This is a genomic window from Pedobacter cryoconitis (assembly GCF_003259615.1).
GTDB classification, from domain to species: Bacteria; Bacteroidota; Bacteroidia; order Sphingobacteriales; family Sphingobacteriaceae; genus Pedobacter; species Pedobacter cryoconitis.
Genome location: NZ_QLLR01000016.1, coordinates 30,721 through 52,994, shown reverse-complemented (window position 1 = coordinate 52,994; position 22,274 = coordinate 30,721). Strand labels below are relative to the sequence as shown.

General features: G+C 39.8%; 15 protein-coding genes. 13 read left to right on the top strand and 2 right to left on the bottom strand.

The window, feature by feature from the left end:
• Nucleotides 1-8 precede the first annotated feature (8 nt).
• Genes LY11_RS15365 through LY11_RS15350 form a run of 4 tightly spaced genes read left to right on the top strand, consistent with a single transcriptional unit; the run spans nt 9 to nt 5,590 of the window.
• Entirely contained in the window at nt 9-1,493 is a 1,485-nt protein-coding gene (locus LY11_RS15365; protein WP_111634548.1) for a RagB/SusD family nutrient uptake outer membrane protein, read from the top strand.
• Between the two features lie 27 nt (nt 1,494-1,520).
• Nucleotides 1,521-2,570 carry a glycoside hydrolase family 130 protein gene (locus LY11_RS15360; RefSeq protein ID WP_111634547.1) on the top strand — a complete coding sequence of 350 codons (1,050 nt, stop codon included), beginning with the start codon at nt 1,521-1,523 and terminating at the stop codon, nt 2,568-2,570.
• Nucleotides 2,563-3,858 carry an MFS transporter gene (locus LY11_RS15355; protein WP_111634546.1) on the top strand — a complete coding sequence of 432 codons (1,296 nt, stop codon included), beginning with the start codon at nt 2,563-2,565 and terminating at the stop codon, nt 3,856-3,858. The genes LY11_RS15360 and LY11_RS15355 overlap by 8 nt, the downstream gene beginning before the upstream one ends.
• Before the next feature lie 25 nt (nt 3,859-3,883).
• Complete coding sequence (locus tag LY11_RS15350; RefSeq protein WP_111634545.1) at nt 3,884-5,590, top strand: hypothetical protein; 1,707 nt, start codon at nt 3,884-3,886, stop codon at nt 5,588-5,590.
• Nucleotides 5,591-5,595: 5 nt separating this feature from the next.
• Here LY11_RS15350 and LY11_RS15345 read toward each other — a convergent pair whose 3' ends face one another.
• Entirely contained in the window at nt 5,596-6,297 is a 702-nt protein-coding gene (locus LY11_RS15345) for a LytR/AlgR family response regulator transcription factor (RefSeq protein ID WP_211321565.1), read from the bottom strand.
• Nucleotides 6,294-7,961, bottom strand: coding sequence for a histidine kinase (locus tag LY11_RS15340; RefSeq protein WP_111634544.1), 1,668 nt, complete (start codon nt 7,959-7,961; stop codon nt 6,294-6,296). The genes LY11_RS15345 and LY11_RS15340 overlap by 4 nt, the downstream gene beginning before the upstream one ends.
• Nucleotides 7,962-8,070: 109 nt before the next feature.
• On the opposite strand from LY11_RS15340, the gene LY11_RS15335 reads away from it, so the two are divergent.
• From LY11_RS15335 to LY11_RS15295, 9 genes are all read left to right on the top strand, one after another.
• Nucleotides 8,071-10,476: an outer membrane beta-barrel family protein gene (locus LY11_RS15335; protein ID WP_111634543.1), complete on the top strand. Its 2,406-nt coding sequence runs from the start codon at nt 8,071-8,073 to the stop codon at nt 10,474-10,476.
• Nucleotides 10,477-10,603: 127 nt separating this feature from the next.
• Nucleotides 10,604-11,182, top strand: coding sequence for an RNA polymerase sigma-70 factor (locus tag LY11_RS15330; protein ID WP_111634542.1), 579 nt, complete (start codon nt 10,604-10,606; stop codon nt 11,180-11,182).
• 109 nt (nt 11,183-11,291) lie between these two features.
• Nucleotides 11,292-12,419 carry a FecR family protein gene (locus tag LY11_RS15325; protein WP_111634541.1) on the top strand — a complete coding sequence of 376 codons (1,128 nt, stop codon included), beginning with the start codon at nt 11,292-11,294 and terminating at the stop codon, nt 12,417-12,419.
• A gap of 333 nt (nt 12,420-12,752) precedes the next feature.
• A complete protein-coding gene (locus tag LY11_RS15320; protein WP_111634624.1) occupies nt 12,753-16,022 on the top strand; it encodes a SusC/RagA family TonB-linked outer membrane protein in 3,270 nt (1,089 codons plus the stop codon).
• 4 nt (nt 16,023-16,026) lie between these two features.
• Nucleotides 16,027-17,535, top strand: a complete 1,509-nt coding sequence (locus LY11_RS15315; protein WP_111634540.1) for a RagB/SusD family nutrient uptake outer membrane protein — start codon at nt 16,027-16,029, stop codon at nt 17,533-17,535.
• A gap of 13 nt (nt 17,536-17,548) precedes the next feature.
• Entirely contained in the window at nt 17,549-18,403 is an 855-nt protein-coding gene (locus LY11_RS15310; protein ID WP_111634623.1) for a PKD domain-containing protein, read from the top strand.
• Nucleotides 18,404-18,433: 30 nt separating this feature from the next.
• Nucleotides 18,434-19,543, top strand: a complete 1,110-nt coding sequence (locus LY11_RS15305; protein WP_245952791.1) for an acyltransferase family protein — start codon at nt 18,434-18,436, stop codon at nt 19,541-19,543.
• A gap of 16 nt (nt 19,544-19,559) precedes the next feature.
• Nucleotides 19,560-21,113: a right-handed parallel beta-helix repeat-containing protein gene (locus tag LY11_RS15300; RefSeq protein ID WP_111634539.1), complete on the top strand. Its 1,554-nt coding sequence runs from the start codon at nt 19,560-19,562 to the stop codon at nt 21,111-21,113.
• A gap of 30 nt (nt 21,114-21,143) precedes the next feature.
• The gene (locus tag LY11_RS15295; protein WP_111634538.1) at nt 21,144-22,271 is read left to right on the top strand and encodes a phosphotransferase enzyme family protein; all 1,128 of its coding nucleotides are present in this window, start codon (nt 21,144-21,146) and stop codon (nt 22,269-22,271) included.
• The last annotated feature ends 3 nt before the right edge of the window (nt 22,272-22,274 follow it).

The window sequence follows — 22,274 nt, the reverse complement described above, 5'->3', positions numbered from 1 at the left end:
AATCGAAGATGAAAAAGACATACATTTCAATATTCACCGCAGCATTGTTCCTGATGTGGGGCTGCAAAAAAGAATTAAATCTGGACCCTGTAGGTTTGGTTACCAATATTGATGCGACTGCAAACCCAACCGTAAATCTACTGACCAGTTCTGTGAATTCATCTTACAGAATGCTTTCAAACACTCTTAACCTTTTGGGACAATGGGATTGGACGAACGGAACGGTTTTCAGAAATGACTTTATTGTACAGGACATCGCTTCTGATGATGCCATGAAAAAATGGATCATGGATGGAGATCAGACCTGGATGGATGAGGTAGATAATTTTCAATTTACTTCCGGTAACCAGGCTTTTAAAGGAATCTGGTCTTATGATTATGAGGGAATTGCCAGGGCAAATACAGCCATTAGCTATTTAACCAATGAAACCATTATCGCCAAGACTGGGATCAGTGCCGATTTAAAAACCCGTTCTCTGGGCGAAGCTTATTTTTTGAGAGCTTATTATTACTTTGATCTGGTGAATAACTTTGGCGATGTACCTGTAGTTTTAAAACCTTTGGAAAACTTTAATGAGGCTTATGCAGTAGCAAGAAGAATTCCCAAAGCAGAGGTCTATGCACAAATTACTGCCGATCTCGCAGCTGCTAAAACTGCAATGCCTTCAACAAAGTTCTCCAATTCGGCTGAGCCCTGGAGAGTGTCAAAAGGTGCTGTTATCGCTTTGCAGGCCAAGGTTGCCTTATTCAATGAAAAATATTCAGAGGTGATTACATTAATCAATGAATTACAGGCTTTGAGTTTTTATAGTTTAAATACAAACTACTTTGACAGTTTTGATCAGACCAAAGAATTCACCGACAACGAAGTGATCTTTGCTTACAATCATACTACCGGGCAAACCCCTTCAAACGGCAATGGTTATTGCGCGCCACTGGGTTGGGGTTTCTTCGCCGTGACCACAAATTTTGTGAATGCTTTTGAAGCAAATGATCCCAGGTTAGGTTATACAGTTGATGTCAGCAAGCAAACTATCTACAAATTGTTAGGCGAGAAAACGGGTTCAAATAAAGGGAATGATGATGCACCAAACAACAAAGTTTACATCAGATATGCAGATGTGATCTTATGGAAAGCGGAAGCTTTAAATGAAATGAACGATCAGGCTGGTGCCATTTCAATTATCAATCAGGTTAGACAACGTGCCAGAAATACAGTGACCATTACCGGAACAACTGCTCCGGCGGGTACACTTCCTGATCGTCCTGCTTCTGCGGATAAGGCCTTGGTGAAAACCTGGTTGATGCAGGAAAGAAGAGTAGAGCTGGGGCTGGAAGGTGAACGCTTTCTGGATTTAAAGCGATGGAAAACAGCTAAAACTGTATTGACTGCACAGGGTAAAAACTTTCAGGATAAAAATTACGTGTATCCGATCCCACAAGGAGAGGTTGATAAAACTGCTGGTGTGATCACTCAAAACCCAGGTTACTAATTATTATAATCATTTATTTCTTACGGCATGACAGACATTGCAAAACGTTTTACACAAAATCCTGTATTATCTCCTATTGACCTTCAACCAAGCAGGCCAGGCTTAGAAATTACCTGCCTGCTAAACCCAGGGGTTTTTACTTTCGAGGGCAAAACCTGGTTATTGGTACGAGTAGCAGAAAGACCTGAACAGCAGCAAGGACTGATCTCTTTCCCGGTATTGAAAGGTGACGGAATTGAAATTATAGAAATTCAGGCCAATGACCCGGAACTGAACGCCAGTGATCCAAGGGTGATCAATTATAAAGGTTTAGATTACCTAACCACTTTGTCTCATTTGCGCCTGCTTTGCAGTGATGATGGCATTGACTTTTATCAACCTGAAGGTTATCCCTTGTTAAAGGGTGAAACTGATCAGGAAGCATTTGGTATAGAAGATTGCCGGGTGGCTTTATTGGATGGAACGTATTACCTCAGCTATACTGCCGTTTCCGGTCAGGGTGTTGGTGTTGGTTTACGCACTACCAAAGACTGGAAGACTTTTGAATCGGAAGGCATGATTATCCCGCCTCACAATAAGGACTGTGCCATATTTGAAGAAAAAATCAATGGGAAGTTCTATGCCTTGCACCGCCCAAGCAGTGTGGATCTGGGGGGTAACTACATCTGGATTGCCGAATCTCCGGATGGTATCCACTGGGGCAGGCATAAGTGCATCATCCAGACCCGTAAAGGAAGTTGGGACAGCAAGAGAGTAGGAGCCGGGGCAGCACCCATTAAAACGGAAAAAGGCTGGCTGGAAATTTACCACGGTGCCAATGCCGGGCAACGGTATTGCCTGGGCGCTTTCCTGCTTGATCTGAACGACCCGACTGTGGTGTTGGCCAGAACAGCAGATCCTATTATGGTACCTACCGCAGAATATGAGCTGACCGGCTTTTTTGGTCATGTGGTATTTACCAATGGCCATGTGGTTCATGGGGATGAACTGACCATTTATTATGGTGCTGCAGATGAATTTGTTTGCGGGGCTAAGTTTTCAATCACTGAAATATTAAACGCCTTAACCTATGATTAGCAAACTCAAATCTGAAATTGCACATTTCAAAAGCCAGTCGCATAACTTTAAGGTGCTTACCTTAACCAATTTAATCTATAGCCTGGTCTTGCCGGTTATTGATATTTTTGTTGCGGCTTATGTGATGCGCAGTTCCAACGATCCGGTTAAAGTGGTGGTGTATCAATTAACAATTTATACGGGTATACCCTTAACTTTTTTAATCAATGGGTGGTTGTTGAATCGTTTTCCCATTAAGGTACTCTATTCCTTTGGGATGGTACTGAGCGGCATTTCCATGATGATTATGATGTCGCTGACTACCCTGGACATTACCGGAATTGCCATTGCGGGAATTGTGATGGGCATGTCCTTTGGATTTTACTGGGCAAACCGGGATTTTCTGGCGCTGGCGACCACAAATGATGAGAACCGAAATTACTATTATGGACTGGAAACTTTCTTTTATACCATTATCGCGGTGGTCATTCCAGTTTTGATCGGTTGGTTTATCGAGTTTTATGCAGGTACCGGCGATGCTAAGCTTGCCTATAAAATTGTAACAGGCATTGTGTTTATCGTCACCATTGGTGCATCCATCATGTGTTTTACTGGTAAGTTTATCAATCCAATCAATAAAAAATTCATTTACTTTAAGTTTGATCCTTATTGGAATAAATTGCTGTTTCTGGCGGTATTGAAAGGTTTGGTGCAAGGCTTCCTGGTTACAGCTCCGGCGATGCTGATTATGCTTTTATTGGGTAAAGAAGGCGCATTGGGTACCGCTCAATCGGTTGGTGCTATATTTGCCGCTGTGCTGATGTACATCATCGGGCGTAAAACAGGGCCACAACACCGGGTATATGTATTTGGAATTGGACTGGCTTTGTTTACCATCGCAGCACTTATCAACGGAATCCTGTTTAATGAAACTGGAGTGATTCTGTTTATGTTGTTTTTATTACTGGCCAAGCCTTTATTGGATCTGGCTTATTTCCCGATCCAGTTTAGCGTGATTGATATTCTTACAAAAAAGGAAAAACGAAGTGAATTTGCCTATATTTTGAATCACGAGGCTGGTTTATACGTTGGTCGTTTAACTGGTGCCGGGACATTTTTATTGCTTGCTTACTATTTCTCTACTGAAATCGCTTTGCGTTATGCCATTATTATTGTTGCCGTTTTACAGCTCAGTTCGTACTGGGTGGCTAAAGGCATCATTAAAAAAGGAAAAATTATGAACCAGGAGTTGGAACTTGAGGCTGAAAGTTTGAGCAGCGTTGTCAATCCAAATCATTCTGTAGTTTAGTAAATACATTAAATAACCCGATACTATGAAATTTAAACTGATCACCTTCCTTATCTTATTTCTATTTACGCTTTCCCAGGCTCAGGTTAAACAAGTTAATATCAGTCGTGTTGACGCGATGGCCGATCTGCCTCAACCACTTCAAATCATAGATTGGAAAGCTATGGCGCTTAAATTTGACCGCACTGTATATGATTTCAACGCTAAAGGGAAATACTGGCCAATGGTTTGGATAGACAGTACGGGCAAAAACTTTAAGGAACCGACTTTAGGGATGTATACCGCTATTGGAGATGTGAGACAAGGCTTACAACATAATAAAGGCATGTTTCATGAAGCGGTGGCCAATATGGGCGCTGTTTTAGGTGCTACCCTGGTCGGACTCGATAAAAGCAAACAACAGGGTTTAAACTATGTAGGGATGCTACGGAATTATTTCAATAAGGATACTGGATGGGACATCATGATGAACAATACTGCGCCTGAAGTTGCCTTATTGGGCGGTGGTTACGGTCGCGATTGGTGGTACGATGTGTATCCCAATGTCTTGTTTTATGCGGTTTACGACAAATACCCTGCAGAGCCTGGTTTTGAAATGATGGCCAGAAGCATCGCAGAGAAATTTTACAAGGCCGATTCCATTTTGAACGGCAATTACAAATATTCCTATTTCGATTATGGGCAAATGAAACCCATGTCTACACACATTTGTGCCCAACCGGACGCAGCTGCCGGACATGCATACGTTTTGTATTCAGCCTATAAAAAGTTTGGTGATCCACGTTATCTCAAAGGTGCAATCAGTGCCATGAAGGCCTTGGAAAGTGAAAAGATCAATCCTACTTATGAACTGCTGATGCCTTTTGGTGCTTATGTAGCGGCCAGGATGAATGCAGAACAAGGAACAAATTTTGATACGGCTAAAATGCTGGACTGGACGTTTGATGGTACTGCAGTTTGTAGAGAGGGCTGGGGATTTTTGGTTGGGAACTGGAATGGTTTTGACATTTCCGGAACTGTGGGCAGCACTGTAGATCATGATGGATATGCCTTTTTAATGAATACTTTTGATGCGGCATGGCCATTAGTCCCTTTGGTGAGGTATAAACCTGAATATGCGGATGCAATCGGGAAATGGATGTTGAATGCCGTAAATGCGTCGCGGCTTTTCTATCCCCAGTACATGCCGGGGGAACATCAAACCATCCCTGATTTAGCCGATGTGACCAAAGGGGTAATTGCTTATGAAGGCTTTGCAAAGGCTTCTACTTTTGACACTTTATACCAGACTTTGAAAGCTCCGGTAGCACAGGGTGACGGCCCTAAATGGGTTCCTGGTCAAAATCCGGATGTTTCGCAATTTAGTGTATATGGAAGCGGGCATGCCGGGATTTTTGGCAGCATCGTCAAAGAGACAGAAGTGAAAGGTATTTTAGGTTTGGATTTACTGGCTACCGACTTCTTTAAACAAGATGCCTATCCGACACATTTATTTTATAATCCTTACCCTGTACCTAAAAACATTTCGTTCAAAGTTACCCAGGCAAAATCAGATATTTACGATCTGGTTGCGCAACGCTATGTGGCCCGCAATGTGTCTAAAGCGGTTAATGTGACTATTCCAGCACTAAAATCAGTTGTTTTGGTGAGTGTTCCTGCTCAGGGTAAAATGCAGGTTAAAAATAAACGTTTAGCTATCAATGGAGTAATCGTTGATTACAATTACAAATAATTTAGTTAAATCATCTTTCGTTTTAGCTCTTTGTACCTGGATCTGCCAATAGGCAGTATTTCACCATTCTTAAGTAAAAGGCTATAACTGCTTCCCGGGCGTATAATAATTTTTTCTGCCTGATCTAAAGAAATCAGATACGATTTGTGAATACGCTCAAATGAACCCGGCAGCAGCTGTTCCAGCATTTCCATTGATTTGTCATGTAGTTCCTGTTTACCATCCTGTAAATACAATTCGCTATAAATTCCTGCCCCTTTAATGTAAAGGACATCCTTAATGGCTATCAAACGGGTAATACCAGCTTTTTTTACAGCCAGATATTTCATTGTACTTTCAGTTGTTTTTCCACTGTTGGTAATCCTTCTGAAAGCCATCGACAGCCTTGCCTGATCAAATGGTTTAGGGACAAAATCAAGTACGCCATAAGTAAATGCGTCGATTGCTTTATCTGTATAGGCAGAAACAATGATCGTATGGAATGAGCCCGCTACCATCGACTCCAAGATGTCAAAGCCATTTTCACCATTTAAATTCAGATCTAATAATAAAATATCAATAGGATGATTTGCTATATAAACTAAACCTTTTTGTAAGGAATCACAAATTGCAATAGCAGCTATATTCTGTTCAAAATGATTGCGGGTCATCCGCTCGATTCTTTTAGCTATCCTTGCCTCATCTTCAATAATTAATATTCTCATCATTTGTCGTAAATCTGTATCGTAGTTAACCAGCCCCCTGGAATTGCTGCTGAAATGAATTTCCAGCGATCTCCATAACTTTCTGTTAAACGGGCCTGGATGTAGCGAAAACCATTGCCTCCATTTCTTTTTTTTGATACTTCCCGGTTCAGCGCATGCGTTTCAAAAGTATATTGCTTGTAAACAGCTGTACGTAAATAAGTCAATTTAAAAGTAATGAGGCTATTGGCAATTGGAATACTATGGGTTATCCCGTTTTCAAGCAGCGTGTGTATCAGTGCAGGAGGAAGGTATTCAGCTTCATCAATTCCGGATTCCTCCCACTCATAACATATTTCTTTCCTGAAATGCATCACTTTAAGATGAGTTTTACAAAGTTCTATTTCTTGTCTTATTGGAATTAACACGGCTTCGGCTATGTAATTCATAATGTCAAATTCACCTGCCAGTGCCTGGATAAATTCAGCACCTTGTTTTGGAGATTCTTCTACCCAGTCCATCAGCGAGGTCAGTGTATTCCTAAGGAAGTGAGGTTGGATATTCTTTTTAATCAGCTCTAATTGTAATCTGGAAGAAAGAAGTAAGGAAGATTGAAATTCATCTTCTATTATTCTGGCGCGTAAAGCATGCAGGTATAGCATACATAAAATGATCAGGGTAAAGCTGATGAATAAGCCGAAATCATAAAGCAGAAAATGATTAACTATGGCGCTGGCCAGTAAACCCATAAGCACGATGAATCCGCCTTTTTCCTTTTGAACAATGGCGTTCAGTACAATGATCACAGCTGTAAACCACATTACCCGGCTATACACTATGGCGGTCAGATCAAAATGATCATAATTTACAAGGTATACACTGATCAGAATCATGAACAGGGTGATCAACAATATCTTTTTCCTGTTGAAGTGGAACTGTATGCTGAAATATAGGGGAACCAGTATAGCGATTGCAAAAGTCAGCCAGCCAATAATTTCAAGCCGTATAAAAAAATGGGTATACGGTATAGCGATGTAGAATTTGATATATTCTGCAATCAGTAAAGAAAAAAATAGTGAACAAATGACTGCAAAAATCAGGATACTGTATTCTTTGCGCCTGCTGTTGAGGTACAGGAAAAAATAATAAACTGCAGCAATCAGGAAAGCCCCTGCCATCAAATTCATGAATGATGTGATGATCAGCGGATTTCTTAATAGCGCTGGATATTGATTTAATTCTATCCCAACAGGTCGCTTTACTCCATTTAAGTAGGATTGTGAGGTACGAAGGGCTAAAATATGCGTACCCATATGCGCTAAAGAATCGGGTATCTGGAAATAACTTGTGGTATAACCAGCTACTTCAGGTTTATCCTTTTGTGTGATCTGCCCATTATGACCAAGCAGTATCCCATCCCAATAGACTTCGAAAGCGCCGAAAGCTTCAATATGCAGGCCCATTGGAACAGCAGAAGACCTGATCAGTTTTACTGGTGACCGTGACCAGAAGATTCCCTTGGCTGTGTTTCCTCTTTCAGTTGTCCACTGAGCAGCATTGAAGTTTTTTTCTGCCCAATTTTTATTGTCGCCCGTTTGATAAACAGTAGGATATTCTTCATAAACCACAGTTGATTTACAGGAAGAAAGTAATAATAAAACGGTAAAGATAATTAAGAGGCGCTGCATGGAATAAAGTTAGGGTTAAGATAAGTCAAAAAAGCGCATTTCAAAAGGAGATAGAGCTGTTGACATGTTTTTCTACCACTTAATTATTCCTGCAAATTATTCTTGTGTTATGAAACGACTCTTAATTATTTTTATAGCAGTGTTTTACTGCACAAGTATTTTGGCTCAGCCATCAGGTTCTTCTGATCCGAAGAAGAAAACAGTCTATGGTATAGTGCAGGAACAGCAAGCTAAAATGCCGGTTGTTTATGCTACCGTAAGTATAAAAGACCAGTCAATGAAACTGATTGCTGCGGGGATCACTGATGAAAAGGGAGCATTTAAGTTCAATGATATTCCCCCGGGTAAGCTGACTATTGAATTTACGATGATGGGGTATCTTATAATAACAAAGCCTTTATTGATAACTGCTGCTATGGATCATATCAATACCGGAACGACATTTCTGAACGCTGATTCAAGACTGCTAAAAGAAATTTCGATAACCAGTGATCAGCCAGCAATTACCCTGAAACTGGATAAAAAAGTATTTGAAACAGGAAAGGACATCTTATCGCAGACTGGTTCGGCAGTTGAACTCTTAAATGGCGTTCCTGCGGTCAGCGTAGGCCCCTCAGGAACTGTTAGCTTAAGAGGAAGCAGTAATGTACTGGTTTTAATCAACGGTCGTCGCTCCGGGCTTACCCAGGGAAATGCACTGGAGCAAATACCCGCTGATCAGGTAGAACGTGTGGAAGTCATCACCAATCCTTCCTCCAGATATGACGCTGCCGGTTCATCAGGCATTATTAATATCATTTTGAAGAAAAATAAAAAGGGTGGATTTAATGGGCAGCTCAGGCTGGTAGGCGGTATTCCAAATGAAACCAGGATTACACCAAGCCTGAGTTATAAATCTGATAAACTGAATGTATTTTCAACTTTTGGAATCCGGTTATCTGATTATGTAGGTTTATATACAACTAATCAGTCCGTTTCCAATAACGGGGCTATCACTTTTCTGAATCAGCAGCAGGATGAAAACCGGCATGATGATGCTAAATTATTATATGTTGGTGCAGATTATCAGCTCAATGATCAGCAGACTGTTACGGTAGCTTTTCTGAAAAATTCAACTCATGACCATGATAAAACAGCACTGAATTATAAGTATATGAATACAGGTAATGCAGCTGACAGCAGCCTGTTGCGTAACGGTGAATCGTGGGAAAGACGGAGTTATAACCAGTTGGAATTCAATTATACCCGCAAATTTAAACAACCGGGTAAAAAACATACCATTGACATACAATATGATTTCTGGAACAGTGATAAGGACTGGAACCTGGGGACGAAAAAACTGTTGCCGGTTATAGAGATTTTACCTGCCATCAGAACCAGTTCTATTGGAACAAGTAAAGATTTTATGGCGCAAACAGATTTCACTCAGCCCCTGGATAGTAATACTACGCTTGAATTTGGGTTGAAAGCTGAAAACCGCAGGGTGACCAGTGAATTCAAAGCTGAACAACAGATGGCAGGAGATTGGAGTATCATTGATAATATCAATAATCAACTTAACTATAATGAATTGATAGGTGGCGGCTATGCTCAGTTGGGCAGCAAAATTGGGAAGTTAGCTTACCAGCTGGGTTTAAGAACAGAGCTAACCAGGGTCAGAGTTGAAGACAGGGCTGGAACTTATAACAATAATAAAAATTATGTCCGGTTATTTCCAACGCTTAGCCTCACTTATCAGTTAGCTAAAGGTGGCGCTATACAGGGAAGTTACAGTAAGCGGATTAATCGCCCGTCACTAAATCTTTTATATCCTTTTAATGAGCTCACAGACTATAATGCCATGTTTATTGGTAATCCGGAATTAAATCCTTCCTATGCGAATGTTTTTGAAGTCGGTTTCTTACAGCGCTGGAATACTTTTACGCTTAATCCATCCGTATATTATCAAAATAATAAAGGAACCATTCAAAATTATACTTTCAGAAATCAGGATGGTATTTTTATCACAACCCCTGTAAATATAGATGGAGAGATACGGCGTGGAATAGAGCTGTCTGCCATATATAATCCACTGCAATGGTTGCAGCTGAACACAGAATTTAATGCTTACAGTTTTAAGCAAACCGGTTGGTATCAAGCGCATAATTTCAATTATTCCGGTAATGTTTTCACCAGCCGTCTAAGTACGCAGGTGAAATTTAAAAATAAATTAAGTTTGCAGTGCCGCTATAACTTCACTGGCGCACAAAGTAATGCGCAGAGCTACTCAGCAGCAATGAATTATATTGATCTTGGAGCAAGTAAGAATTTGCTGAAAGATAAGGCCACACTATTACTTGATATTACCAATTTGTTCAACCTTCATAAGTATCAGACCACCACAACCGGAAATGATTATATACTCGCGCAAACCAGTATTCCAAATGCGGCACGTTATCGTTTAACCTTTGTATACCGTCTTAACCTCAAAGAGAATCAGTCTGTCAGACAGGCAAAAAGCGGTAATAGGAATTAGTTACGTCTTTAAACTTAGTTTTCAGGATATAGCTGGTAACGCATAAAAATCGTTTTCTTTGAAAAAGGATAAGAAATATAATTTTACGATTTCCTTTTCTTAATAAAATGAATAACTTGTATTCTTTATGGCCAACTATAATGCCTTTACTGACAGTGAATTGATCCTTTTGTTGAAAGAGGATAATGACGCTGCTTTCAGGGAAATTTATCTCCGGTATGATAAACTGTTATACTTATATGCCTATAAGAAACTGAGGAACAAAGAGGAGGCTAAAGATGTTGTTCAGGATGTTTTTACCTGGTTGTTAAATAATCGGAATGAAATTCATTTGAAGGTATCGCTGTCTGGTTATCTATATAAAGCAGTCCTTCATAAAATATTCGATATTTTCAAACATAAAGGTATTATAAAAAAATATGCTGAAAGCGGGGAGCATTATGTCGAGCTCAATTCTGCAGAAACCGATTATCTGATTCGGGAAAAAGATATTAAGGCTTTAATTGAACGGGAAATTGCCGCAATGCCCCCTAAAATGAGGGAGATCTATATTCTAAAAAGAAAAAACTATTTAAGTACCAAAGAAATTGCCCTGCAATTGGGTGTCTCCGAACATACCGTGTCCACACAACTCAAAAGAGCTATGAAACATCTGCGAATAAAACTCGGACTGGTAGTTTATCTTTTGTGGATCTTTAAAATTTAAATTATTTAGCTGAATATCAGTTGTTTGTAATTTTATTTTTAAGAGGTGTACCTAATCTCTCCTGCTAAATCGTCTTTAATCTTGTTGAGCAATAACAAAAAACATTTCAATGAAGAAGGATGTAAAAGATGTATTGGATAAGATCAGTTCGGGCAATTATAACCCGGAGGAAGAAACTATCGCTAAACTTTGGTTACATCAACTTCACCAGCAGGAAGAGGCTGGACTTTCTGAAGAAGAACTTCATGAAGCCAGTAACCAGATGTGGGCATCACTGGAACGGAATAAAAAACAACATTGGCTTAATCAATACAAGAAATCAGTGATCTCACTGGCAGCTGCAGCATCCATAGCCCTGGTTGCAGGAATTAGCCTGTACTATAATCAGCAGCACTCTTCACCTGAATCAACCCGGTTTAAAGCTTATACAAATGACATTCCTGCAGGGATGAATAAAGCTTATCTGACCCTGGCCAGTGGGAAAAAACTCGCATTGACAAATTCAGTTAATGGTATACTTGCAGAAGAAGCAGGGATAAAGATTACTAAAACTGCAGACGGGCAATTAGTTTATACCATTACTGATCAGGGGAAAAAAGGCATTGCTGGATATAACAGGATTGAAACTCCTCGCGCAGGGCAGTACCAGCTGAATTTGCCCGATGGCACCAGGATCTGGCTGAACTCAGCTTCTTCTTTAAAATATCCGTCGTCTTTTGCCGCATTAAAAGAACGCAGAGTTGAACTAAGCGGAGAGGCTTATTTTGAAGTTGCCAAAGATAAAACACATCCTTTTATTGTGAAAAGCGGAAGACAAGAAATCCGGGTTTTGGGAACTCACTTTGATGTGAGTGCTTATCCTGATGAACAGCTGATTAAAACAACCTTATTAGAAGGCTCAGTAAAGTTGAATCAACAAATCACTTTAAAACCAGGAGAACAATCTTCAATGGCAGGCGAAAAATTCAGTGTGAAAGAAGTGAATGTTAATGATGCCGTGGACTGGAAAAATGGGGAATTTGTATTTACGAATGAATCCTTAACCAGTATTCTGAAGAAAGTTTCCCGGTGGTATGATGTAGAGATCAGGTATGTGCATACTCCGGTGGACATACCCACATTTACTGGCTCTGTTTCCCGGGCTGAAAATATATCAAGTGTTTTAAAAATGCTGGAGGAAACCAGTAATGTACGCTTCACTATTGAAGGAAGAAAAATCAGTGTAATTACTAAATAAAAAGAATAAAAGAGGATCTGACCAATCCGGTAAAAACCAACCTATCAACCATAAAACCAAAACAAAATGAAAAGAATCAAGGGAAAAGCAAGTTAATACTTCCGGTTTTCAAGAGAAAGCCATGAAAGTGTATCAGCACTTCCATGGCAAAGATCTGAGTTAACCCAAAAAACAAAATTGAGATCCGTTCATGTATTAACCCAAGCTTACGAAAGTATGAAATTAAATGCTTTTAACCTAGGTATGCTACGCATATGGCTATTTCCTAAACTTTTATTTATCCTGAAATTTGTTATTCAGCAAGCCTTAACAAAGAATAAAAGAAAATTATTAATGAGAATTAACCTGATTGTCGCCATCATTACAAGCTGCTTGTTGCAAGTTAGTGCGGCCAGTTTTGCACAGCGCATCAGTTATACCAAACAGAATACGACGCTTCAGCAGGTTTTCCTGGAAATCAAAAAGCAAGCAGGATTCAGAGTTTTATATTCAGACCAGAATGTAAACGGTCAGTTGAAAATTAATGTAGACTTCAAAAATTCAGCGCTTGACCAGGTTATGGAAACTTTGTTGAAAGACCAGAACCTGACCTATAAAATCGACCGGAAAACCATATTGATTAAGGTGAAATCCTTCATTCCGGTACATCCTGAAATCATCGCTATTAAAGATGTTGATGTAAAAGGAAAAGTCATAGATAAAGATGGCCGCCCTTTACCTGGCGCATCGGTCAGCATAAAGGGACAAAAAAGAGTCGTTAGCACAGACGCAGAAGGAGGTTTTCTGTTAAAGGGGGTCAATGATCAGGCAATATTGACCGTTTCTTTTATTGGATATTTAAGTAAAGAGGTGAAGGTAGTTCCAGGGCAGTTACTCAATATCATCCTTGATGAAGATGTTAGCCAGCTAAACAATGTAATTGTAGTTGGTTATGACTCCAAAAAACAAAGTGAGCTGACGAGTGCTGTATCTGTTGTTTCATCAGAAAAATTAAAGGATGTAACTTCCAATAATATTGGAGCCATGTTACAAGGGAAAGTAGCCGGCTTACAGGTGATCAACAGTTCTGGCGCACCAGGATCTGCCCCTGAAATCAGGCTTCGGGGAGTTTCTTCTGTAAATGCCAGCCAAAGTCCGCTGGTAGTAGTAGATGGAATTATTGGTGGAAATTATGATCCTAATGATGTAGAAAGTATCACTGTCCTTAAGGATGCAGGAGCGACTGCTTTATACGGCTCACAAGCAAATGCAGGAGTCATTATCGTCACCACAAAGAGTGCTAAAACCGACAAAATCAATTTTGAAGTTAAAGTCTCCTCCGGATTTAAGACACCGGACTTTGGGAAAATGAAATTGATGAACAGTAATGAACTTTATGACCATCAAAAGGAATTTTACCGGGATTATATTGTGGGTGCAACAGATAACTCATACAAAATAGATTTGACCAAATTCTATCAGGAGCGGCCATTGAGTTTAAGGAACCAGGATTATGACTGGTCGAATGAATCCTTTAAACCAGCTCCTATAAATAGCGTTTATCTATCTGCCAGTGGCAGGACAGAGAAAAACAGTTATTACATTGGCGCGTCCTATTATAAAGAAAAAGGCACTTTTCTGAACACAGATTTTCAAAGGATAAATCTAAGGGCAAATTCAACTTATAACTTTTCAAAAAACCTCAGCATCACTAACAATATAAACATTAGTGCGCAAGACGGTCACAGTTATGATTACAATGATGTCTATTACGCCTTTCTGAATTTACCATGGGATAATCCATATGATGAAAATGGCTCACCTGTATATGTAGACGGAAATTCTACTTTTAAGTGGTGGTCAAGGGATAAAGTAAATCCTATCCATTCCGTTGAAAATTCTGACCATCCTACTAAGGGCTTTGATGTGAATTATGATTTTGCGGTAAACTATCATATTAACGATTGGCTGATATTCTCCAGTACAAACCGGGGTTCTGCGTCATTTAATAAAGTAGCCAATTACTATTCCCCATTAACTGCTGGTACTTACCATGGACAAGGATTTCTGAGTGAATTGAATACCTTTAATTATGGCGGGATTTCAAATAACCTCTTGAAATTTAACTTCAGACTATCAGACCATACCATGAGTGGTTTTGCAGGAGTAGCTTTAGAAGGATCACAGACTGAACTTTCAGGTGGTTCCGGAAAAGGTTTACCTGCAGGCTTGAAAGTATTGAATGTAGTATCAAACGGTCAGCTTGTAACTGGGTTAAATGATAAGAAATACCTTCAGTCTATAATTTCTCAAGTTAATTATAATTATAAAAGCCGCTACTTTCTGACCGCCTCCTTTCGTGTAGATGGTTCTTCAGCTTTTCCCAAAGCAAACCGATATGCCTCGTTTCCTGCCTTATCAGGAAGCTGGCTGATCAGTAATGAGGATTTCATGAAAGACCATGCCGCAATCGATAATTTGAAATTAAGATTTAGTTATGGGGTGACCGGTACTCAGGATATTGGGTCCTCCAGATACCTGGGCCTGTATTCTTTAACCACACAATACAACGGCTTAATCGGGGCTGTACCTTTTCAGCTGGCAAATCCGCTGCTCACCTGGGAAAGTAAACACCAGGTTAATGCAGGTATTGACATCGGCTTGTTCAAAAGAGTTAACCTGACTTTAGATGCCTACCGGAACAACACTAAAAATCTTTTATTGCAAGTTTCCCAGCCACTGTCAGTTGGCTTTGAAACAAGGTGGGAGAATTCAGGGAATGTGATTAACCGGGGAATAGAACTGGGTATAAACACTATCAATATCAAAACAAAAAACTTTGAGTGGGCAACAGATTTTACCATCAACTTTAATGATAATAAGTTATATGGTTTGCCTTCCGATATTGTTAAAACCGGCTCCTGGAATATCTCGCAGATCTATAGTAATGGAGGGAATTTATATGAATTTTATATGCCCAAATGGCTTGGTGTAGACAGCCAGACCGGGGCACCTGTCTGGGAGAAGATCATCAATGATGAAAATGGAAAGGCTGTAGGAAGTGAACGGACCTTGAACTATTCAGAAGCGACAAACCAAAAAGCAGGAAGTGCACTTCCAAAATATCAGGGTGGATTTAACAACAGTTTTAAATACAAAGACTTCAGCCTGAGAATCAGTACTTATTTCAACTACGGTAATAAGGTTTTTAGTAATAACCTGCGCTTTATGATGAATGATGGTCATGAGCCTTATTATAACCAGATTCAAATGCCATCCGGATCAAGAATATGGAGTTTCCCCGGTGATACCGGAGCAACGGAACCAAGCCCTCAGAATTCGGCCAATTCTACTGAAACTTCTACCCGTTATTTAAAAAATGGAAGTTATCTGACCATCAGAAATATTGCTTTGAATTATACACTACCTCAAAATTTGGCGAAGAAATTAAACATGGAGCGGATTACCGTAGGGGTAACAGCAGATAATGTGGCCACTTTTTCAAATTTCTTAGGTCAGGACCCTCAAACTACGATTACACCCGGGAATGCTACACCAGGTGTATCTGATTTTAAATATCCGAATAACAGGCAATACTTGTTCACTGTCAATTTTAATTTTTAAGGAAATGAAGAAAATTATATTTATTCTATTTTTTATTGCAGTAAGCAGTTGTAAAAATGCAGAGATCTCACCAAGCGATGCCATTAATACAACAGATCTGGTCACCACAGAAGAAGGCTTAACCAATGCTTTAAACGGAGCATATGCTTTATTTAAAGACCATATAACTTTTAACGGTATCGTAGATCAGAACAATATGTATCTGCGGCAGTTTTATCAGTTGTCTGATTTTGCAAGTGATGATATTGTTTGCGGACAGGTCACTGAAGATCCTTTATTTTACAGTTTCAATCTTTTACATTCTCCCGGTCAAAGTAACACCCGTTATTTCTGGTATGTATCTTATAAAATCATAACCGGGGTAAATACTATAATTGATGCTGTAGAGAAATCTGGTAAGAATGATGTTAAAACGCAGCAATTACTAGGAGAATGTTACTTTCTGAGAGCTTATTGTCACTTTAACCTCGTACGTTTATTCGGTAAACCTTATACTATTGACTCCAGTTCACCTGGTATTATTCTCCGGACTTCGTTGACCGGTGAAGCAAAAAAAGCCCGGTCTACAGTGGCTGAAGTTTATGAGGCGGTTATTGCCGACGCAGAAAAAGGTGCTTCGCTGATGAGTCTTTCCAGGGGCGTTCAATATGCTTCAAAAGAGGCTGCCTGGGCACTTTTGTCCAGGGTGAATCTTTATAAAGAAGATCATGCTAAAACCATTGACTATGCTAACAAAGTTATTGCTTCCAACCGTTTTAAACTGGAAACCAAAACTAGTTATCCCGCTTTGTTTGCCAATGCAAAAGCTGGTAATGAAACTATTTTATGCGTTGCATTTACAGCCGTTGATGATTATGGTAAATTCGGATCTATAGCTTCTATGGTATTTTCTGACGGTAATTCCGGATGGGGAGAAGAATATGCCTCTTCGTCACTGCGAAACCTGATGTCTAAACATCCTGAAGATGTCAGATGGTCCTATATCAAACCACTTAAAGATGGAGACGGAGCTGTTCAAAAGAAGAATGGGATTGAAGTTTATTATATCAGTAAATTTTCTTTTCAGGATGGCTCACCTAACCTGAGCTCACCGATTCTATTCAGACTGAGTGAAATGTATTTAAACAGGGCAGAAGCAGAAGCAAAAACAGGCAATACAAATGCTGCGCTGGATGATGTAGATCAAATTCGTGCTAACCGTGGTTTAGAAGCATCGCTTTACAATAAAACACTCCCATCAGGCGCAACAGCGATGGATGTGGTTCTGGATGAAAAAAGAATAGAAATGGCTTTTGAAGGCCACCGTTCATACGATGTATACAGGAATAAAAGAAAAATGAATAAAACCTATTGGGGTTATCATATACAGGGATTAAAGGAAACAGATATAGATCTCTCTAAAACTCCTTCCGGTTATCCGAATTTGAGTATAGATTTTACCAATCCAAGGATTATTTATTTTATTCCAGTAGATGAGGTACTTAGTAATCCAAAGGCTATTCAAAACCCATAAACCGTATACAGACATGAAAACTATAAAAAAATTAGGTTTTGTACTGATTCTGGCGGGGTCAGTATGGAGTTCTTGTAAAAAGGATAAAAATGAAAAATTTACCGACCTGTCATACACACTGGAAGTAGAGGGGAACCAGGTGAAATTTAAACCAGTTACTACCGGAATATCCAGCTATAAATGGGATTTTGGTGATGGGCAATCTTCAACAGAAGCCAGTCCTGTACATACTTATCCTGGCAAAGGGAAATACGTACCTACACTTTATGCAACAGTTAACGGGCAGCCTGCAGAGGCTTCGACGGTTATCCGGATTGCGAAAAGCAGTCCTGTGAAATTGAATGACCAGACACTGGATGACTGGAATACAATTACAGCAAATGTCATTACTTCTGGTGCTAAAGGAGGGGTTTTTAGGAAAGTTAAATACGACTACGATGGAAATTATATCTACATCTATATGGAAATGGCTTCTGGAAAATCTAATGCTGATATTTTTGATTTTTATATAGACTCCGACAACAGCAGTGCAACGGGGCTACTCGGTGGTTTTCCCGGCGGCGGTTATGATATTTTACTTGAAGGACCTCTGCTTACCGGGAATATGGATGTTTTTTATCATAATGGTCCTCAAACCAGTTTTTCCTTTCAGCAGCAATCAATCACAGAGGCTTATCAAATTGGAACAGTTGTAGAAGAAGGCGGACTTTTGAAGTTTGAAATGCGGCTGGTACGCGGTAAGTTAAAAAGTCTCACAGGTTCAGGAGCAAGAATAGGCATTATCGCCACTAAAAGTGACTGGTCTGTATCACTTGGTTATGCACCTGATGAAGGGCAACCCGGATTTCTTCTGGAAATGTTAGAGTAAGTTCAAAAAATACCATTTAAAATTATATCGATGAAAAATACAGATAATCAGACTGTAGCGGGGAGACTTATGTCTTTAGACGTGATGCGTGGAATGATCATGATCTTGCTTTGTGCAGAAAGTTGTTTAGTTTTTGTGTCTTTGAAAAGGCTGAATGAAAATTCCTTTATAATTGATCAGCTTTTTCATCACCCATGGCATGGACTTCGTTTTTGGGATCTTGTACAGCCGGCATTTATGTTTATGGCAGGTGCCGCGTTATATATTTCCTACAGCAGAAAGCTGGAAAAGGGAATCACATGGCAGCGTAATCTCAAGCATGTTTTAATCAGGAGTTTTAAACTCTTCCTTTTTGGTGTGGGGCTGCATTGTGTCTATGCAGGAAAACCTGTTTTTGAACTTTGGAATGTACTGACCCAGCTTGCTTTTACCAGCCTTGTTGCTTACCTCATTATTAACAGGGATCCCGTATTCCAGTTCCTGTTTTCCATAGCACTATTGATCCTGACTGAAACTTTATACCGCTATGTGCATGTGCCGGGATTTGATCAGCCCTTTACGGAGTACCATAATTTTGGGGCCTATGTGGATACCCTGCTTATGGGTAAAATCAACACTGATGGCTGGGTGGCAATTAATGCCATTCCTACTGCTGCACATACTATTTGGGGAGTGCTGGCCGGCAAACTCTTAATCTCAAAGCAAACGGCGGCAGAGAAAATCAAAGCGCTGGTATTTGCAGGCAGTATTGGATTATTGATTGGTTTTGGCATGGATCTGAGTGGGATTACGCTGATTATTAAACGAATCAGTACAAGTTCCTTTGTTTTCGCATCGGGAGGTTGGGTACTGTTGATGTTAGCTGCGATTTACTGGTTGGTTGATGTCAGGCAAAATATAAAGTATGCCTGGTTTTTTACCGTAGTAGGGATGAATGCCATTTTTATTTACGTCTTTTTTGAAACTGTTGGGCATGAATGGCTCAATGGCGCTGTTGGGATTTTTACCGGAGATATGCTGCACCTTCTTTTTAATCTGCCTGTCAATTTTACCGGGCTGATCTCTGCTTTAGCGGTATGGTTTGCAGAATGTTCACTCTGTTACTGGCTCTATAAAAACAAAATCTTCTTTAAACTATAAATTAACCTGAACCTATATGAAAAAAGTAATCATTTTTATCCTCCTGACAGGGCTTTTTAGTGCCTGTTCCAAAGTAAACAATGGAAATTTGGGGCAGCCCGAAACTTCAAAAGATAAGACCACGCTGCTTGCTCTGACCAGCTATTATGTCAATGGCACAACCGGAAATGACACCAATACTGGTACATCGGCAGCTGTGGCATTAAAAACAATTCAGGCTGCATTGAATAAAACAACAGAAGGAGCAGGCAGCACAATTTTCGTGGCAGCAGGAACCTATAAAGAAAGATTAACCTGGCCCAATTCGGGAGCTTCCGCAACTGAACCTATTACCCTGACTAATTACAACAGCGGGACGGTGATTCTTGACGGAGCGAATGCAACCAATGCAGCACAAAACGCGATGATTGCCATTTCAAGTAAAAGTCATATCCGGGTACAATCTATCCGGATTGCGAATAATATCCGGAGTTTTGCTTCCGGCATCTATATGTCTGGTTCAGGAACAGATGTCCATTTTACAGATTGTAAAATATACAATGTTGGGTGGACATCAAATGCCGCTACTGTTCCTTCTTCAAGTGATAATGCCAATCCTTTGGTTATCGTGGGAACAACTGCGAATTCCTATAACCAGATCTATATCGGGAATAATGAAATTTATAACTGTACTACCGGTTTCAGCGAAGGATTAACTGTAGCGGGTAATGTAGAAAATTTCCTGATAGAGAATAATACTGTGCATGACATCACCAATATTGGAATTGATATGACAGGCAATTATTCCTGGACAGGCGCACCTGCAAACGTAAATTTCGCACGCAATGGCAATGTGAAATACAATAAAGTATACCGTTGCGTTTCACCCGTAGCAACTTCTGCTGGTATTTATGTAGACGGGGCAAAATGGATCAATATTGAAGGAAATACTTGTTACGAGAACTCAACAGGGATCAGTGCTGGTTGTGAGAACAATAACAATAGCACAGATGGAATCAATATCAGAAGCAATTTTATCTATAATAATGTGGAGGCTGGAATAATAATGGGCTCGAATGCAGCAAACAGTAAAGTCATTAATTCCACGATTACCAATAACACTTTATTTAAAAACTACTCAAAAACTGGTTGGGGAGGAGAAATCCATCTTCAAAATACAGATCATCTGACTATCAAAAACAATATTATTCAATCTGCCAGTAATATTGTGATTGTTGCTTCTTCCGGATATAACTCAACCAACCTGGTATTTGATTATAACAATTATTTCTCTGTCTCAGGCTCTGCAGCCACTGTTACTTTTGACTGGGGCGGGATTAACGGTATTACCTATCCCTCTTTTGCCGCATTTAAAGCCGGAACTGGTTTAGATGCAAATTCAAACTACAGTACACCTTCTTTTATTTCTGCCGCCTTGCCTAACCCAAATCTTCATTTAAGCAACACGTCTTTATGTGTTAACAGGGGCCTGCCTTCATTTGTGGCTCAACCCGGAGAATTTGACATCGATAAAGAAGCGAGAGTGAGAAATGGCCGCGTAGATATTGGCGCGGACGAATCAGCTTATTAAATAATTATCCATTCATCTTAAAGTTATATTTTGAAAAGAATTAAGAATTTATTTGAAATCACTTCGCAGTTTAAATGTCATGTTGATATTTCTTCTCTTAAATCTTATGGGACAGGGCATATCAATGATACTTATCGGCTAAAGAACCTGGTGAGTGAAGAACATGACTATTTGCTTCAAAAGATCAACCATCACGTGTTTAAAGATGTTCCCAGGCTTACGGAAAATATGTGCAGAGTTATTGCACATCTTAAAAATAAAATGATCATCGCCGGCAAAGGTAATCCTGACAAAGAAGTCATGACCATGGTTGCCACTAAATCCGGCCCTTATTTTTACCAGGACAGTAATGGGGAATATTGGCGGATGTGTCATTTTCTGAAGCATACTAAAACCTATGATGTGGTTGAAACAGAAAAGCAGGCTTATGAGGGTGGAAAAGCTTTCGGTAAATTTCAGGCTATGCTTTATGATCTTTCTCCGGAAGCCATGTATGAGGTGATCCCTGATTTTCATAATATCGAAAAAAGACTGGGGCAGTTGGCACAGGCCATAAACACAGATTCTTTTGACCGTGTTCAACAGGCATGGCCTGAGATAAAAACGATACAGGACAGCGCTAAATCTATGTTGTTTTTTCAGGAGGATGAACAGCGGCTCACTTTGCCTTTGAGAGTGACCCATAACGATACTAAGTTTAATAATGTACTATTGAATTTAAAAGGCAAGGCACAGTGTATCATAGACCTGGATACTGTAATGGCCGATTATATCGCTTATGATTTTGGGGATGCTATCCGCACTATTATTAATACAGCTGCGGAGGATGAACCGGAATTGTCGAAGATTAAATTGAATCTTCCACTATTTGGAGCCTATACCAAAGGATATATGAAAGAAGCCGGGCAATTCCTGAATGAGTGGGAGTTAAGATCCTTAATCAAAGGTGTCCTTTTGCTGCCTTATATGCAGGCGGTAAGATTTTTAACAGACTACCTCAACGGAGATACTTATTATAAGATCGAATCTCCAGCTCATAATCTTCAACGTACCAGGGCGCAACTACAACTGCTAAAGGAATTGTGCACCCATTCTCCGGTTCTGGAAAAAGTAATATTTAAAGAAGCGGGAAAACATCATCAGTTAATTAACAGCTAGAAT

Excerpts from the sequence above, each read along its gene's own strand:
- LY11_RS15345 (WP_211321565.1), bottom strand. The coding sequence starts at position 6,297 with ATGATGAGAATATTAATTATTGAAGATGAGGCAAGGATAGCTAAAAGA.
- LY11_RS15305 (WP_245952791.1), top strand. The coding sequence starts at position 18,434 with ATGAAAAATACAGATAATCAGACTGTAGCGGGGAGACTTATGTCTTTA.
- LY11_RS15325 (WP_111634541.1), top strand. The coding sequence starts at position 11,292 with ATGAAGAAGGATGTAAAAGATGTATTGGATAAGATCAGTTCGGGCAAT.
- LY11_RS15330 (WP_111634542.1), top strand. The coding sequence starts at position 10,604 with ATGGCCAACTATAATGCCTTTACTGACAGTGAATTGATCCTTTTGTTG.
- LY11_RS15335 (WP_111634543.1), top strand. The coding sequence starts at position 8,071 with ATGAAACGACTCTTAATTATTTTTATAGCAGTGTTTTACTGCACAAGT.
- LY11_RS15310 (WP_111634623.1), top strand. The coding sequence starts at position 17,549 with ATGAAAACTATAAAAAAATTAGGTTTTGTACTGATTCTGGCGGGGTCA.
- LY11_RS15300 (WP_111634539.1), top strand. The coding sequence starts at position 19,560 with ATGAAAAAAGTAATCATTTTTATCCTCCTGACAGGGCTTTTTAGTGCC.
- LY11_RS15355 (WP_111634546.1), top strand. The coding sequence starts at position 2,563 with ATGATTAGCAAACTCAAATCTGAAATTGCACATTTCAAAAGCCAGTCG.
- LY11_RS15365 (WP_111634548.1), top strand. The coding sequence starts at position 9 with ATGAAAAAGACATACATTTCAATATTCACCGCAGCATTGTTCCTGATG.
- LY11_RS15360 (WP_111634547.1), top strand. The coding sequence starts at position 1,521 with ATGACAGACATTGCAAAACGTTTTACACAAAATCCTGTATTATCTCCT.
- LY11_RS15315 (WP_111634540.1), top strand. The coding sequence starts at position 16,027 with ATGAAGAAAATTATATTTATTCTATTTTTTATTGCAGTAAGCAGTTGT.
- LY11_RS15320 (WP_111634624.1), top strand. The coding sequence starts at position 12,753 with ATGAGAATTAACCTGATTGTCGCCATCATTACAAGCTGCTTGTTGCAA.
- LY11_RS15340 (WP_111634544.1), bottom strand. The coding sequence starts at position 7,961 with ATGCAGCGCCTCTTAATTATCTTTACCGTTTTATTATTACTTTCTTCC.
- LY11_RS15350 (WP_111634545.1), top strand. The coding sequence starts at position 3,884 with ATGAAATTTAAACTGATCACCTTCCTTATCTTATTTCTATTTACGCTT.